We start from the raw sequence: 15,265 nt of genomic DNA, 5'->3' as shown, positions 1-15,265 counted from the left end.
TCTGTGAGTGCAAGGGAGGACCCGGGCAGCGCGACCGTGGGCCCGATATCGCTAGCGCGCGTCCAGGATCCGGCGCAGGTGGGCGAGGAGCTCGCTGCGGCTGCCTGCCCCGAGCCGCTGGCGGATCCGCGCCACGTGGTGCTCGACGGTCTTCGCCGAGATGAACAGCGCCTCGCCGATCTCCTTCTGCGTGCGCCCCTGCACGACGAGCTCGGCGACCTCCAGCTCACGCTCGGACAGCAGCGAGGGCGCCGCGGTCGCCCGCCCGGCCGTGGCCGGCGCGCCGCCCGCCCGGTGATCGGATCCGGGGGCCCCGTTCCCGCCTGCACGGTGCGGAACGCCCGGCCCGGACCGGCCGGCCGGAGCGGCGGCCGCACCGGGCCGTCCGGCTGCCTCCGGTCCACCAGAACCACCGTGCTCGCCGGCGCCACCGTGCTCGCCGGCACCGTGGCCACCGGCACCGTGCTCGCCGGAACCGTGCTCACCGGAATCACCGTGCTCGCCGGCGGCGGTGCTGCCGGTCGCGGCACCCGGACCGGGCGCGGGGTTCGCACCGGTCACCGGGCGGTCGGCTCCGCCGGAGCGGACGTCCGCGCCCGCCACCTGCAGTGCCCGCGCGCACGCCAGCAGCGCGGACACCGCGCGCCGGTCGTCGGTCCGCAGGGCGGCCTGCCCGGCGAGCCTGCCGCCGTCGAACGAGAGCCCGACGGCGTGCAACCCGCGGGCCGCGGCCTCGACGGCCTCCGGGTCGATCCGGCTCTCCAGTACTCCGACCCAGTGCGGCGCGGCGATCGCCATCGCGTGCGCGAACCGGCTGCCGCCGGCCGCCGCCTCGAGCGCGGCGGTGTGCGCGCGGGCCGCGTCGACGTCGTCGACCAGTACCGCGGCCTGCAGCTGAGCCCAGTGCAACGGCGCGGACCAGAGCGCAGGATGACCGAGCCGGTCCAGCAGCGCGGTCGCCTCGGCCAGGTGCGGCGCGACCCAGCTCTCCTCACGCAGCCGGGTGGCGGACGTGACGAGCTCACCGAGCGGCTGCAGCACGAACAGATCCACCGGGTGCCGGACGATCGCCTGCCGGGCCCGGGTCCAGGCGCGCATCAGGGCACCGAGATCGGAGTTGCGGCGCGCGATCGCGACCTGCAGCGCGGCGGCGAGGAACTCGTCGCGCGGCTCCAGCGGCCGCCCCGCCCGGACGGCCTCCGCATCGACGGCCGCGAGCCGCTCCTCGGCCGATCCGGTGGCGCCGCGCAGCAACCCGATCCAGCCCAGCAGCAGCCGGTGCCGGGGGCGGGCCGGTGTACCACCGAGCCCGGTACGCAGCGCCCGGTGCAGCACCGACGCCGCGACGTCGAACTCACCGGTGTGCACCGCGACCAGCGCGGCCAGCGCGGCCGGGGTGTCCGGAAGCAGCGCGGCGCCGCGGGCGCTCTCCAGCAACCCGGCGGCCCGGGCGAGACCGGACAGCGCTGCCGTCGGCGAGCCCTGCACCGAGTCCAGCATCCCGCGGGCGGTGAGGTCGTCGGCGCCGTCGACGAGGGTCGGTGCCCGCCCGGGGGCGACACCGCCGGCGTCGAGGATCTCCCGGGCCTCCTCCAGTGCACCGGTCCCGATCAGCACCGGGACGGCCGTGGCGGGCGGGCGCTCACCGGTGACGGCCGCCGTCCACCGGTACAGCTCGGCGCTGCGGGCCAGCAGACCCCGCCGGGCCAGCACGGCGGCAGCCACCGACCCGGCCCGCACGGCGTCCTCCGGTTCGACGGCGTCGGTCGCGGACAGCACGGCGTCGGCGTGCGCGAGCGCCCCGTCGAGATCACCGGCGACCAGGTGCGCCTCGGCCCGGCGTGCGGCCACGGTCAGCGGCGGTGTCCCGGCGGTGACGGCTTCGGCGTAGAACCGGACGGCGTCCGGATGCTCCTGCCGGGCGGCCTCGGCGGCCGCGGCCACGAACACCGCCGCGGCCCGGTCGCCGGTCGCGCCGGCCCGGCGCAACGTGCGGGCGACGGCGAGCACGCTGCCCCCGCGCTCCAGCTCGATCTCGGCCAGCGTGCGGCGCAGCTCGGTGCGCCGGGCCGGCGCGACCCGGGACCGGACGGCCTCTCCGACCAGCGGCACCACCCGGCCGTCCGGAGTGCACAACCCGGCCGCCACGGCGCGCTGCACCAGCTCGTCGAGCTCGTCGATGCCGCTCCCGGCGGCGTCGGCCAGGCCGAGTAGCGGGACCAGTACCTCACTGTCCGACGGGGCGCCGAGCGCGACCGCGGTGATCATGTCGACCACCCGGGGGTCCTCGGCGTCGACCACGTACCCGATCTGCTCGGTGAGCTGCGGCGGGATGCCTCCGGTCGTCGACCCGGCGGCGAGCAGCCGGTCGACCAGCATCGGGGAACCGGCCGTGCGCTCCAGGACGGCGCGGGCGGCGTCCTCGGGCAGGTGGCTCCCGGTGATCCGCACGGACCGCGCGGCCACTCCCGCGACGTCCAGCGCCCCCAGCACCAGCGGCGGCGCACCACCGGCGAGCGCAGCACCGAGCCGGGCCAGCGCCCGCCCGCGCGGCCAGGGCCGGAACGCCACCAGGATCCGCGCGCCGGGCCGGTCGGCGAGCCTGCGGAGCCGGTCCAGCTCGTCGTCGCCGAGCTCGTGCGCGTCGTCGACGACGACCACCGACTCCGGGGACGCACCCGCCTCGGCGACGTCCTCGCCGGCGTCGGTCCAGGCCCGGGCCAGTGCCCGCAGCACGGTGGACTTCCCGGCCCCGGCAGGGCCGGTGACGGCGACGGTCCGGGGCTCGGTGGGATTCGCGGCGACCGCGCGGACCAGCGCGATCGAGGCCGGGGAGCCGGCGAGCGGGTCGGCCGCGGACGCGCCCGGGACCGAGGCCGTACCGGCCGGTGCCGCAGTGCTCACGCCGCCTCCTCGCCGTCACCCGATCGGGTCGTCCTTCGCCGACGGATGATCGAGGCTATCGGGTCCGGTGCCCGGTTCCGCCCGAGCCCCGGGCAGGATCACCGGAGTGCGTGACGAGGTGTGGGCCATCGTGCTGGCCGGCGGTACCGGGACCCGCTACGGGCGCCTCAAGCAACTGGAGGAGCTGGCCGGATACCGGCTGGTCGACCGCACGGTCGGGGCGGCACGACGGACCTGCGACCGGGTCGCGCTGGTGCTGCCGCCCGGTGTGGAGTGGGACGGTGAGCCGGTCGACGCGCTGGCCGTCGGGGGCGACCACCAGTCGTCGTCGTTGCGCAACGGGCTGGCCGCGGTCCCGGACGACGCCGGGATCCTGGTGCTCGCCGATCCGGCACACCCGCTGGCCACGGACCGCATCTTCACCGGCGTGATCACGGCGGTGCGCGACGGCGCGGACGGCGCGGTGCCGGTGATCCCGATGCTGGAGGTCGTGCAGCGGGTGGTGGACGGCGTGGTGGTCGAGACGCTGCCCAAACAGGACACGGTGATCACCCAGTCCCCGCAGGCGTTCCGCGCGGACGTGCTGCGCGCCGCGCACGCCGGCGCGCCGCGACCGGTCGAGAACTCCGGGATGCTCGCCGCACTCGGCCATCGGGTCGTCACGGTGCCCGGAGACCCGGCGAACCTGCACGTCGCGAGGGCCGAGGACCTGGCGGTCGTGCGCAGGCTCGTGTAGCAGGCCGTCCTGTCTAGAAAACCGTCCCGGCGTCCGTCGAGACGAGTTCGTCGGTGGCCCGCTCGACGACCGCGGCGATCGTCATCGACGGGTTGCAGGCCGCGGTCGTCCCCGGCATCAGCGAGCCGTCGAGCACGTAGAGCCCGCGCTGGCCGTGCACCCGGCCCGCGGTGTCGCACACCGTCCCGATGCAGGCGCCACCCAGCGGATGCCACGTCGTGGGGACGGCGTAGGTGGTGTCGGCGAACGCCCCGCCGGGCCCGGTGATCCGGTCCATCCGCTCGTGGATGCGGCGGGTCAGTGTCGCGTCGCCGTCGCGCGGCCAGTGCAGGACGGCCTCCTGCCGGACCGGGTCCCAGCGGTAGGTGCCGCGGCCGTCGCTGACCCCGTAGCCGACGATCATCGTGGTCCGCAGGTCCGGCAGCGGGGGCAGTGAGGCCTGGATGACGGTGTTCGCGGTCGCCGGGTCGGCCCAGTCCTTGCTGCCGTAGACGACGGGCCCGCCCTGCGGCGTGCCGAAGTCGTCGGTGAGCGAGGTCCAGGTGCAGATCCGGTCGCCGTTGGTGCCCCAGTTCTCCCCGAGCCCGTCCGGCAGATCCGGGATCGTGCCGTGCTCGTGGGCGCGCAGCAGCAGCCGGTTCGTGTTCGCCGTGCCGGCCGACAGGACGAGCGCCGACGCCGTGAGGATCTTCTTCTCCAGGGTGGTCCCGTCGGTGGCGATCCGGTCGACGTGGACCTCCCAGCGGCCGTCCGGTGTGCGGGCGACGTCGGTGACCTGGTGCTGCGGTGCCACGGTGACCAGGCCGGTGGCCTCGGCGGCGGCGAGGTAGGTGACGTCGACGGTGTGCTTGCCGCCGTTGTTGACACCGAACGAGCAGTCGCCGTTGATGTAGGACGGCGCCATCTCCCCACGGAGCTCGCGCAGCGCGAAGTCCCAGTCGATCGGCATCGGGATCTTCTCGACCTCGTAGCCGGCGGCCCCGGCGTTGCGCTCGAAGATCCGCGCGGCGGCATAGGTCGGGCTCTCGATCAGCTCGTCCGGAGCCGTGGCCAGCCGCAGCATCCGGGCCACCCGCGGGTAGTGCTCCCGGGCGAGCAGGGTGTGGTCGAGCTCGGCGGGCATCGTCGCGTCGAAGACCTCGCGCGTGGGCTGCAGCGACATGCCCTGGTAGAGCAGCGAACCGCCACCCACCCCGGCCGCGCAGAACGTGTCCATGCCGACGCCGGACACCCGTTCCAGGACGCCGACGTAGCGTCCGAGCGGGGCGGGCAGGCCGGGCACGGTCCGGCCGAGCAGCAACGAGAGCGGATCGACGACCGGGTCCAGGGGGTCGGTGACCGAACCCAGCCAGAACATCCGCTCGTCGGGGCTGCGGGTCGGCCGGGCGAAGGTGTCGGCGCCCGGACCCGTGGGCCAGCGCCGCCCGCGTTCGAGGACCAGCACCGGCACCCCGGCCTCGGCGAACCGCAGGGCGGTGACCCCGCCGCCGAACCCGGAGCCGACCACGACGACGCGGTGTTCCTCGCGGGTGACCGGGATCCGGGACGGTGCGGCCGCGGCGACGCCGCCGAGAAGACCGAGCCCGGCCACGGCGGCCCCTCCGGTCAGCACGGACCGGCGGCTGATCGTGCGCACTTCCGGGCTCCCCTCGGCAGGCTCGGACAGCTGAACGGACGCCTGTCGGGCGCGCACGTTACCGACCGGGAAACCACTGTCCGTAGCGGGTCGAGTGTGGACCGTCACCGCCTACCGGAGCGGCCAGGTGCTACTCCCAGGTCGCGGTGTCGGGATCGATGCCGTGGGCGCGCGCGCTCGCGTCGACGATCCGCCGGAACCAGGTGGCCAGGCCGGTGCGGATGCCGTCGTAGTGGGCGGCGAACTCCGGATCGGCCTCGAACCTGCGCCCGAGACAGACCTGCATCTGCCGGGTGAGCGGAAAGTACGAGGCGAAGACGTCGCGGTGCCGTTCGACGAGTCGATCCGCCTCCGGGCTACCGGGTGTGACGCCGGCGTCCATCGCGTCCCCGAGAGCGCGGTCGAGCTCGGAAACGGCGTCGGCGACGGCCTGCCATTCCTCCGGACCACGTGCGGCCGAGCCTTCGGCGTACTGCAGCCATTGCGTCGTGTTCCCGTAGCGCCGGCGGGCCTGGGCGGGCCAGTCCGGGTCCCACCGCGGGCCGAAGACCGCGGCCTGCTGCTCGACGGTCAGCAGCAGGCCGCGCTCGTGGGCCTCGATCATCCGGTCCAGTCCGGCGCTGAGCTGCCGGAGGTGGGCGACCCGTTCGGCGATCTGGCTGCGCTGCGCGCGCAGTGCGGCGGGCACGTCCGCGGTCGAGTCGTCCAGGACGGCCCGGATCCTGTCCAGACCGAGACCCAGCTCCCGGTAGACGACGATGCGGTGCAGGCGTTCCAGATCGCCGGCGGTGTAGAGCCGGTACCCGGAAGCCGTGCGCAGCGACGGCCGCGCCAGGCCGATCTCGTCCCAGTGGTGCAGCGCGCGGACCGTCACGCCCAGACGTGCCGAGATCTGACCGACGGTCAGGCCATCGGCGTCGGTGGCATCAGGCATGCTCCACATTCTCGTCGCGGCCGGCATCCGGCGGGCTGATCCCGATGGCTTCGAGGTTCCGCGCCTCCTGACTCGCCGGATCGAAGGGCTTCGCCGCGGTGAAGACGATCCGCGCGTTCTCCGGGGTGATCACCTCCACGTCGCGGGTGTTCCAGGGGGTGTCCCGGGGACCGTCGACCGACTCCGGACGCAACGCTCGACAGGCCTCGACGAGGGAGTCGACCTCGCTGAGCACGCCCGCGAAACTGAAGCTCATCGCCGGCGCCTGCTCCGGGACGCTCTCCGCCCGGACGAGGAGTACGTCCTGGAACGCCCACCGGCGCAGGTGCACGAGCGTGCCGGGGATGCCGAACAGCTCGAAGAACCCGAGCCCACGACACCAGAAGTCCACCGACGCCGGCAGATCGGCCGTGGGGATCGTCACGAACGCGGGCATTCCGTAGATGCCACGGAACGGCTCCGGCGGGACCGCATCCGGGCCGGGGTCGGGCACCGGGCTCATCTCGAACGCGTTGTAGTAGTCGCTCATGGACCTCACCTTCGAGCCTCACGCCGCGTGAGGGTCAAGCCCCGGGCACGGAGAAGTTCGCGCCGGAGCCGGGTGACCGGTGATCACCGGTTCGGGAGTGCGGCGTACGGGAGGCGTTCGCCCCGCACCACAACGGTCGATCTTCTGGCCGGTGGCCGGGCGCGGTCAGCGGTCGAGGACTCCGGGCGGGTCCTCCGCGGTCGGGACCGGTGATCCTGCGGTCCCGAGGAGCTTCTGCCACACCGGATGGTCGACGACGTCCGGCACGCTCTCCACCTTCCGGTACGCGGCCAGCAACTCGACCGCACGGGCGGCGTCGCCCTCCGCGCCCGCCCGCACCGTCCGGGCCAGCTCCGGCCAGGACTCGCCCCCGAGGATGCCGTTGACGTCGTCGGCACGGTGCACGACCTGGAAGTCGGTGACGGCCGCGAGGGTGCGGTCGTCGTAGCGACCGTCCGGCTTCCCGCGCAGCGTCCCCGCGTCCCGGAGCAGGTACTGGGCGGCCTCGACAAGCGGCCCCTTGTCGCCCTCGTTCAGCAGCGGCCAGCTCGCCTTCCTCGCCTCGGTACGGGACAGCCGCCGCCCCAGCACGCCGGCGACCTCGGTCCGCAACCGCGGCAGCATCCCGTAGAGCCGGTCGCCGGGGCAGATCGTGTTGCGGTAGTCGCGGTGCCCGTAGAGCTCGGTCGGCGCGATGCCGTACTGCGCGCAGATGTAGGCGCACGTCGCACGCAGTGAGTCCCACAGCGGCGGGGGCGGCCCGTCGCCGATGTAGGTGCCCTCGTTCTCGATCCCGATCGCGATCACGTTCTGACCGGGCGAATGCGCCCCCTCGACGACGCGCCGGCCGCCGTTCAGCTCACCGAGGCTCCAGAGCCGCCCCTCCATGACGTGGCCGCCGCGCGAGATCGTGAAGTGCTGGCCCGAGTCCAGCCAGCCGTTGTGGTCCATGTGGTACGCCTGGATGCCACGCGCCATCCGGTGTGCGGCCGCGACACTGAAGTCCGCGGTGTTCGGCCCGGCCGTGTGGTGCACCAGGATCCGGATCGGTCGCTGGTTCCAGATCTTCGGCGGGTACTTCGGCCCGCGGGCCCCCCACTCACGGCAGTTCGCGATGTGCGGCGCGTGGACCCGCTCGGCCAGGGCACCGGCTCCCGCGTCGGGCGCCGGCACCTCCGACGGACCGGGCACCTCCGACGGACCGGGCACCTCCGACGGACCGGGCACCTCCGACGGACCCGGCACCTCGGACGGACCCGGCACCCGCGACGACGACGGCGGGGCAGGATCGCCCGGCACCGGGGGCTCGGCCGCGTAGCCGCGCCCCGCGAGTCCCGGCACGACCAGCCCGGCACCGGCCGCCGCACCGGCGACCAGAGCCACCCGCCGGCTCAGCCGCGGCCATCCCTCCGGCTCACCCATCCGTCCGCCCTTCCGGCCGGCTACGCACCCACTGCCGGCATCACTGGAACCCCATACGCCACGACCGTCCCCTCCGTCTCTGGCGTCACGGCATTGTCGATCAGCAGCACGGCGAACCGGCCGGGGGCGCGCCGGACGATCACGTCACCCGGTGGTGTCGGTGCGCCGGGCGGCGATCGCCGCTTGCCGCGGTTACCGGTGAGTAATACTCTGGAGTCAGTTACCGGCCGGTAGCGGAATCGGCCCTGGCAGGAACGGCGGTGAAGGACAGATGGGCCACTACAGGAGCAACCTGCGAGACCTGGAGTTCAACCTCTTCGAGGTCTTCCGGGTCCAGGACCACCTCGGCGCGGGCGAGTTCGAGGGCGTCGACCTCGACACCGCGAAGGGCGTGTTGTCCGAGCTGTCCGCCGTGTGCACCGGCCCGCTGGCCGAGCACTACGCGACGATCGACCGCAACCCGCCGGTGTACGACCCGAAGACCTTCTCGGTCACCACGCCGCAGGAGCTCAAGGACGCCTACAAGGTTCTCTGGGACGGCGAGTGGTGGCGTCTGGGCCTGTCCACCGAGCTGGGTGGCTACGGCATCCCGCCGTCGGTGCAGTGGGCCGCCGCGGAGATGATGCTCGGCTCCAACCCGGCCGTCTTCATGTACCTGACCGGGCCGAACTTCGCCGGGATCATGCACCGCAACGGCACCGACGAGCAGCGGCGCTGGGCCGAGCTCATGATCGACCGCGGCTGGGGCGCCACGATGGTGCTGACCGAGCCGGACGCCGGTTCGGACGTCGGCGCCGGCCGCACGAAGGCCGTCCAGCAGGAGGACGGCACCTGGCACATCGAGGGCGTGAAACGCTTCATCACCTCGGCCGAGCAGGACTTCACCGAGAACATCATGCACCTGGTGCTGGCCCGCCCCGAGGGCGGAAAGCCGGGCACCAAGGGGTTGTCGCTGTTCCTGGTGCCGAAGTTCCACTTCGACTCCGAGACCGGTGAGCCGGGCGAGCGCAACGGTGCCTTCGTCACGAACGTCGAGCACAAGATGGGGCTCAAGGCCTCCACCACATGCGAGCTGACCTTCGGTGCACACGACACGCCGGCCGTCGGCTGGCTGCTCGGCGACGTGCACGACGGCATCGCGCAGATGTTCCAGGTCATCGAGTACGCCCGGATGCTGGTGGGCACCAAGGCCATCGGCACGCTGTCCACCGGCTACCTGACCGCACTGGAGTTCGCCAAGGAGCGGGTCCAGGGCGCCGACCTGACCCGGATGACCGACAAGACCGCGCCGCGGGTCACGATCACCCACCACCCGGACGTCCGCCGCAGCCTCATGCTGCAGAAGGCGTACGCGGAGGGCCTGCGCGCCGTCTACACCTACACCGCCACCTTCCAGGACCGGATCCGGCTCGGCGGCGAGGGCGGTGGGATCAGCACCGAGCTCGCGGAGAAGGTCAACGACCTGCTGCTGCCGATCGTCAAGGGCGTCGGCTCGGAGCGGGCGACCGAGCAGCTGGTGCAGTCGCTGCAGACCCTCGGCGGCTCGGGCTTCCTGCAGGACTACCCGATCGAGCAGTACATCCGGGACGCGAAGATCGACTCCCTGTACGAGGGCACGACCGCGATCCAGTCCCAGGACTTCCTGTTCCGCAAGATCGTCCGGGACAACGGGCAGGCACTGGCCCACGTGGCCGGTGAGGTGCAGGCCTTCATCGACTCCGACGCGGGTAACGGCCGGCTCAAGGAGGAGCGCGAGCTCCTGCGCACCGCGCTCACCGACGTCCAGGGGATGCTCGGCGCGCTGACCGGTTTCCTCTACTCCTCCGCCGAGGACGTGAAGAACCTGTACAAGGTCGGCCAGCACACCGTGCGGCTGCTGATGGCGGTCGGTGACCTGCTCGTCGGCTGGCTGCTGCTGCGCCAGGCCACCGTGGCGCTCGAGGCGCTGGGTACCGACGGGGTGCCGGCGAAGGACCGCGCGTTCTACGAGGGCAAGGTCGGCGTCGCGTCGTTCTTCGCCAGGACCGTGCTGCCGCGCCTGACCTCGGAGAAGGCGATCGTCGAGAACGCCGACAACGCGCTGATGGAGCTGGACGAGGCGGCCTTCTAGTGACGGGGTACTGACCCGGGGGACCGGGCCCCGGGCGCGGACTCCCCGCCCGGGGCCTTCTCCGGCTACTGCGCGATGTAGCTCTCCAGCTGCTCGCGTTCCTGCTCCAGCATGTCGATCCGGGCCTTGACCAGGTCACCGATCGAGACGATCCCGGCCAGTGCGCCGTCCACGATCACCGGGAGGTGCCGGACCCGGCGCTCGGTCATGACCTGCGCGAGATCACCGACGCTGTCCTCGGGCGAGCAGGTGACCACGTCCGAGGTCATCACCTCGGACACCCGCGCGGTCAGCAGCGCGGCGCCCTGCTGGTGCAGCCTGCGCACCACGTCCCGCTCGGAGACGATGCCGACGAGCCGATCGCCGTCGACGACCGGGAGTGCACCGAGGTTCCGCTCGGCGATGAAGCGCAGCACCACCGTGACCTCGTCGTCGGGTGACACGGTGGCCACCGAGCTCCCCTTGCCCTTGAGCACGTCCGCGATCCGCATCCGGTACCCCGATCCTTCGCTCGTCATCGACTGAGGCCCCGGCGGTCGAGGGCCGGAGCCTCAGCGCTGATGCCCCGGCCGGTCGATGGCCGGAGCATCAGCGCAGAAGGGATCAGCGTACGAATGTGATGCGGCTCTCGTCAGCTCCTGAGGCCGACGATCACCGGATCAGCCGCCACAACGCACGATCGGCTGAGGGTTGTACTTCACCGTCCGCGTGTCACTCTTCGTCTCCCCGGTCTGCACGTTGCGCATGGTCCGGGTGTCGGTCGCGGTGAAGCCCGGCGACCCGTTGCTCGGGCTGCACGGTTCCCCGGCCGGGATGTTGACGAGCTGCGGCTCGGTCGGGCTGGTCCGCGGCCCCGTGGAGGACGAGACCTCCCACATCTTCTGCCCGAGGAAGGTCACCGTGACGTTGCTCGGCGTCCAGGCCGTCTTGATCAGCACTGCCGTCGGGCCGTCGTTGCGGAACTTGACGTCGATCAGGTTGTTGAAGACCGTCGCCTCGCGGGCCACCGGGTAGCGGCTGATGTAGTAGCTGTGTTCCTTGTGCTCGACGTCGGTCATCCCGGCGAAGTACGACGCGTTGTACAGCGTCGTCGCGATCTGGGAGACACCGCCGCCGACACCGCGGGCCGGGTGCCCGTCCTCGATGATGCCCGCCTCGACGTAGCCGTTGGCCAGGTTCCGCGGGTTGGTCACCTCGTTCAGGCTGAACGTCTCGCCGGGCTGGATGATCTGGCCGTCGATGGCCTCGGCGGCCCGCTTGATGTTCTGGCCGGAGTCCGCCGCGAACCCACCCGTGGTGAAGCTGCCGATCTCGCCGGCGTTGCCCAGGGACTCCAGGTCCGCCGTGGTGATCTCGGCCGGCTTCTGCGCGTAGATCGCGGCCACCTGGCGCGGGCCCTCACCGGTCAGGATCGGCAGGAGGTTGGTGAACGTCGCGTCGTAGTCGATGCCGCGGCCGTCCTGGGACGGGATGACCTTCGGCGGGGTCGAGGCGAAGTCGAGCCGGGCGTCGACGGCCGGCTTCTCGGTGCTCTCGAGCTGCGGCTTCGCCGAGTCCTCGAGGGTCTTGTTCGCGATCACCGGCTTGAGCTTGGCCGTGCCCTGCGGGTCCGCGGTGAAGCTGAGCGCCTTGGCGATGTCCTCTGGCGGGATCGTGGCGTTCGAGCCCTCACCCGTGATCGTCAGCGGGCCCGAGACGGCCGGCTTCGCGACCTCCTCGATGGCCTGCTGCACGTCAGCGGGGGTGGTGACGGCCTGCTCGACGATCAACGGCAGCTGCACCGGCCGGCCGGAGGCCCACTGCTGCTCGACGACTCCGATGGCCGCCTCGACGTCGAGCTGCTGGCCCGGTTCGGGCTCCACCGGCACCGGGGTGAGCCCCTCGAACTCGACCGTGCCCTCCTTCGGCTCCTTCATGACCAGCGGGGCCATCTGCTCCAGCGCGGTCCGGACGGCCCGGTCGTCGGCGGAGTTGATGACCTGCACGTCGCGGTCGGTGAAGAACGACGAGATCCGGGTGATCGGGTTCAGCGGCTGCTCGCCCGCCTCGTCCAGGGTGCGCTCGTAGTCGACCTGCAGGCCGGCGGCCTTCGGGTCGATCTCGCTCCGGACCTCACCGGCCTGCACCGGCACCGGGGCCGAGGAACGCGGCTCGATGGCGGCCTGCAGCTTCTCGGTGGCCGCGGCACGGGACATCCCGCCGATCTCCTGCCCGGCGACGGTGACGCCGCGCGGAACGCTGCCCGAGGAGAACGCCAGGTCACCGACATAGCCGAGGACCAGCACACCGAGCACGGCGGCAGCGATGATCAGGCCGGTCGGACGCTTGCGGCCGGAGTCGCCGTCGCCGTCACCGTCGCCGGAGTCACCGCCGGCCGGGCCGGGCCCGTCTGGGCCACCCGGACCGCCCGGCCCACCGGGACCGGGCGCGCCCGGCGCCGGGCCGAACGCGGCGGGGCCGCCGGTCCGGATCCGTTCGGTCTGCTCGGTCGAACCGCCGGAGTCCGCCTGCGCAGCGATCGGCGCGACCCGCGGCAGGACGTGCGTGCGCTGTTCGCTCGGCGGGGCGCCCTGGTCGGCCGGTGCGCCGGTGGCCGCGGTGCCGTTCTCGTTCCCGGAAGCTCCGAGCCGTTCCGTACCGGCCTGCGCGTTCGCGATCGGCCTCGTCTCGGCCGCCGTGACACCGGCGGAGCCGGCTTCGGGACTCGGGTCGACGGCCTGACCTGCGACGGAACGCGCCGCGGGGGAGGCGGGCGGAGACTTCTCGGCGGCCTCGGCCGGATCCGCCGGACGGGGGGACGGCGACGGGCGTGCACCGGCCTCGGCGTCACTCCCGGCCCGCGGGCCGGGGGACGGGCGACGGGCGGACATCACCGGACGACCGGACGACGTGCCGGCCGTGCCGTGGTCCTCCGTTCCCGCGTCCGGGGTGGGCTTCACCGCGGGATCGCTGGTCTCGCCGGGCGGGGACTGACGCTCGGGCATGACGTGGAGCTTCCTTTCCGCACCGCCGTCGAGCCGGCCGTGCTGCACGCCTCGGGCGGACCGGGGGTCAGAGGTAGACGCCGGTCCCGTGCTGCGTGGCCGTAGAGGCCACCGCATGCAGGTCCCGTTCGCGCATCACCAGATGTCCGACCCCGCCGATCTCGACCTCGTACTGGTCCTCGGGAGCGAGTAGCACGCGGTCGCCGGCCTTGACCGTTCGCACGTGCTGACCCACCCCCACGACCTCTCCCCAGACCAGACGCTTGGCGACCTGTGCGGTTGCCGGGATGACGATTCCGGCCGAGCTCCGCCGCTCACCCTCGCCCTCGACCTTCTTGATCATTACCCGGTCGTGGAGCATCTGGATCTCGAGTTTCGGCTCGACCACCTTCGTGATGCTACGGGCCGGTGCCGACGCTCCCGGCAGCGCCCGGTCCCGCGACACCGGGCCCCGAACGTGGAACGCCCCGCGGCGCGACCGGGTCGGGGGTCCGGTGGCGCCGCGGGGCTCAGGAGGACATTCGACCGGGAACGGAGTTGCGTTACACCGCAACCGGTTTTCACTCGTACGGGTTATCGTCTCACGAGTTGGCGAGCAGGTAACGCCCGAAGTGCGGCACCGTGAACGCGATCTGCCCGCGCTGGGCCGAGAACACCAGACCCTTCTTCAACAGGCTGTCCCGGGCGGGCGACAGCGACGACGCCCGCCGGTCGAGGTGTCTCGCGACGGACGCGGTGTCGATCGGCAGGTCCTCGCCCTCGGTCAGCTCCGCCATCGCCCGCAGGTACTCCCGCTCGGCAGGGGTGGCCCGCTCGTAGCGGGAGCCGAAGAAGCCGACGGCGAGCTCGGCCTCCGCCTCCGGCGCGGCCATCGCGACGTCCTCGGCACCGATCGGGCTGGTGGGGGCCGCGTCCCAGGCCGCCTTGCCGTAGGCCTGGACGAAGTACGGATACCCACCGGATCGGTGGTAGAGATCGTCGAGGGCGTCCTGGTCGAACGTCGCGTCCTCCCGCTCGGCCGGGGCGAGCAGCGCGAAGTCGGCGTCCTTGCGATCCAGCCGGTCGATCCTGGAGTACTTGAACAGCCGCTCCGAGTACGACTTCGACGCCGACAGCACCGCGGGCAGGTGCGGCAGCCCCGCCCCCACCACGACCAGTGGCACCCGCGCCTGGGACAGCTCGTGGCAGGCGGCGCAGAGCGCGGAGACGTCCTCCGGCTTGAGGTCCTGCATCTCGTCGATGAGCAGGGCGATGCCGGAGCCGACGTCCTGGGCCAGCTCCGCGACCTCGGTGAACAGCTCGACGAGGTCGATCTCGATGTCGCCGGAGTCGGCACGGCCGTTCTTCACGGGGACGTCGATGCCGGGCTGCCAGCGGTCGCGCAGCTTGGTCCCCTCGGGCGAGGAGCGCAGCGCGAACGCCTTGAGCACGCCCAGCACCTCGTCGATCCGCTCCGGTGCACGGTGCCGGACGGCGAGGTCCCGGACCGCACGGTGCAGGGCCGCGGACAGCGGACGGCGGAGGTCCGCGTCCGGCCGGGCCTCGATCTTCCCGGCGCCCCAGCCCGCATGCATCGCCATCGAACGCAGCTCGCCGAGCAGGACGGTCTTCCCGACACCCCGCAGCCCGGTCAGCACCAGGCTCCGCTCCGGGCGCCCGCGCGCGACCCGCTCCAGGACGATCTCGAAGGCGTCCACCTCGCGATCCCGGCCGGCGAGCTCGGGCGGACGCTGCCCCGCACCGGGAGCGAACGGGTTGCGCACCGGGTCCATGGCCCCGACGGTATCCGTCGATCTTCCGGATTCCGTAGACGACGGTAGCCGCTGCACGGCGTGTCGCGGCGATCCACCCGGGCGGCCCAGCGGTCCGGAACGTGACCGAACGTGGTCACACGACGCACCGGGCCCGGTTCCGGGGACGTACGAGCGGTGCGGCGGGGACCGTCGGTACCCGTCACCGAGCTGCGGAATCTGTTCGCCGGAGCCCGGCCCGGCTGGTAAGCCCGGGCGG

General features: G+C 72.9%; 11 protein-coding genes. 2 read left to right on the top strand and 9 right to left on the bottom strand.

Annotated features, from left to right (window positions below):
* Positions 1 to 51: 51 nt before the first annotated feature.
* The gene (locus tag JOF36_RS03215) at positions 52 to 2,904 is read right to left on the bottom strand and encodes a LuxR C-terminal-related transcriptional regulator (RefSeq protein WP_210024936.1); all 2,853 of its coding nucleotides are present in this window, start codon (positions 2,902 to 2,904) and stop codon (positions 52 to 54) included.
* Positions 2,905 to 3,010: 106 nt separating this feature from the next.
* Here JOF36_RS03215 and JOF36_RS03210 point away from each other — a divergent pair, with 106 nt between their 5' ends.
* The gene (locus JOF36_RS03210; RefSeq protein ID WP_210024935.1) at positions 3,011 to 3,640 is read left to right on the top strand and encodes an IspD/TarI family cytidylyltransferase; all 630 of its coding nucleotides are present in this window, start codon (positions 3,011 to 3,013) and stop codon (positions 3,638 to 3,640) included.
* Positions 3,641 to 3,653: 13 nt separating this feature from the next.
* On the opposite strand, the gene JOF36_RS03205 is transcribed toward JOF36_RS03210, so the two are convergent.
* From JOF36_RS03205 to JOF36_RS03190, 4 genes are all read right to left on the bottom strand, one after another.
* Positions 3,654 to 5,276 carry a GMC oxidoreductase gene (locus tag JOF36_RS03205; RefSeq protein WP_210024934.1) on the bottom strand — a complete coding sequence of 541 codons (1,623 nt, stop codon included), beginning with the start codon at positions 5,274 to 5,276 and terminating at the stop codon, positions 3,654 to 3,656.
* Between the two features lie 130 nt (positions 5,277 to 5,406).
* Positions 5,407 to 6,210 (bottom strand): MerR family transcriptional regulator, encoded by an 804-nt coding sequence (locus tag JOF36_RS03200; protein WP_245350654.1) that lies wholly within the window; start codon positions 6,208 to 6,210, stop codon positions 5,407 to 5,409.
* On the bottom strand, positions 6,203 to 6,739 hold the full coding sequence (locus JOF36_RS03195; protein WP_210024932.1) for a VOC family protein: 537 nt from the start codon (positions 6,737 to 6,739) through the stop codon (positions 6,203 to 6,205). The genes JOF36_RS03200 and JOF36_RS03195 overlap by 8 nt, the downstream gene beginning before the upstream one ends.
* A gap of 165 nt (positions 6,740 to 6,904) precedes the next feature.
* The gene (locus JOF36_RS03190) at positions 6,905 to 8,161 is read right to left on the bottom strand and encodes a peptidoglycan recognition protein family protein (RefSeq protein ID WP_210024931.1); all 1,257 of its coding nucleotides are present in this window, start codon (positions 8,159 to 8,161) and stop codon (positions 6,905 to 6,907) included.
* 271 nt (positions 8,162 to 8,432) lie between these two features.
* Between JOF36_RS03190 and JOF36_RS03185 the strand changes: the two genes are divergently transcribed.
* Complete coding sequence (locus tag JOF36_RS03185; RefSeq protein WP_210024930.1) at positions 8,433 to 10,271, top strand: acyl-CoA dehydrogenase; 1,839 nt, start codon at positions 8,433 to 8,435, stop codon at positions 10,269 to 10,271.
* Positions 10,272 to 10,336: 65 nt separating this feature from the next.
* On the opposite strand, the gene JOF36_RS03180 is transcribed toward JOF36_RS03185, so the two are convergent.
* The 4 genes from JOF36_RS03180 to JOF36_RS03165 all read right to left on the bottom strand — a co-directional run bounded on the left by JOF36_RS03180 (position 10,337) and on the right by JOF36_RS03165 (position 15,027).
* Positions 10,337 to 10,762 carry a CBS domain-containing protein gene (locus JOF36_RS03180; protein ID WP_210024929.1) on the bottom strand — a complete coding sequence of 142 codons (426 nt, stop codon included), beginning with the start codon at positions 10,760 to 10,762 and terminating at the stop codon, positions 10,337 to 10,339.
* A 168-nt stretch (positions 10,763 to 10,930) separates the two neighbouring features.
* Positions 10,931 to 13,255 carry a VanW family protein gene (locus JOF36_RS03175; protein WP_245350652.1) on the bottom strand — a complete coding sequence of 775 codons (2,325 nt, stop codon included), beginning with the start codon at positions 13,253 to 13,255 and terminating at the stop codon, positions 10,931 to 10,933.
* A gap of 67 nt (positions 13,256 to 13,322) precedes the next feature.
* Positions 13,323 to 13,616: a GroES family chaperonin gene (locus JOF36_RS03170; RefSeq protein WP_210035090.1), complete on the bottom strand. Its 294-nt coding sequence runs from the start codon at positions 13,614 to 13,616 to the stop codon at positions 13,323 to 13,325.
* A gap of 220 nt (positions 13,617 to 13,836) precedes the next feature.
* Positions 13,837 to 15,027: an ATP-binding protein gene (locus JOF36_RS03165; RefSeq protein WP_210024928.1), complete on the bottom strand. Its 1,191-nt coding sequence runs from the start codon at positions 15,025 to 15,027 to the stop codon at positions 13,837 to 13,839.
* Between the last annotated feature and the right edge of the window lie 238 nt (positions 15,028 to 15,265).

The organism is Pseudonocardia parietis, from assembly GCF_017876315.1.
In the GTDB taxonomy this organism is placed as follows: Bacteria; Actinomycetota; Actinomycetes; order Mycobacteriales; family Pseudonocardiaceae; genus Pseudonocardia; species Pseudonocardia parietis.
The sequence above is the reverse complement of the archived record's forward strand: the minus strand, read 5'-3'. Positions and strand labels throughout refer to the sequence as shown.

What these genes read in the sequence shown, in the direction of transcription:
- JOF36_RS03200 (WP_245350654.1), bottom strand. Translation starts at nt 6,210, where the DNA reads ATGCCTGATGCCACCGACGCCGATGGCCTGACCGTCGGTCAGATCTCG.
- JOF36_RS03165 (WP_210024928.1), bottom strand. Translation starts at nt 15,027, where the DNA reads ATGGACCCGGTGCGCAACCCGTTCGCTCCCGGTGCGGGGCAGCGTCCG.
- JOF36_RS03185 (WP_210024930.1), top strand. Translation starts at nt 8,433, where the DNA reads ATGGGCCACTACAGGAGCAACCTGCGAGACCTGGAGTTCAACCTCTTC.
- JOF36_RS03175 (WP_245350652.1), bottom strand. Translation starts at nt 13,255, where the DNA reads ATGCCCGAGCGTCAGTCCCCGCCCGGCGAGACCAGCGATCCCGCGGTG.
- JOF36_RS03190 (WP_210024931.1), bottom strand. Translation starts at nt 8,161, where the DNA reads ATGGGTGAGCCGGAGGGATGGCCGCGGCTGAGCCGGCGGGTGGCTCTG.
- JOF36_RS03195 (WP_210024932.1), bottom strand. Translation starts at nt 6,739, where the DNA reads ATGAGCGACTACTACAACGCGTTCGAGATGAGCCCGGTGCCCGACCCC.
- JOF36_RS03170 (WP_210035090.1), bottom strand. Translation starts at nt 13,616, where the DNA reads ATGCTCCACGACCGGGTAATGATCAAGAAGGTCGAGGGCGAGGGTGAG.
- JOF36_RS03180 (WP_210024929.1), bottom strand. Translation starts at nt 10,762, where the DNA reads ATGCGGATCGCGGACGTGCTCAAGGGCAAGGGGAGCTCGGTGGCCACC.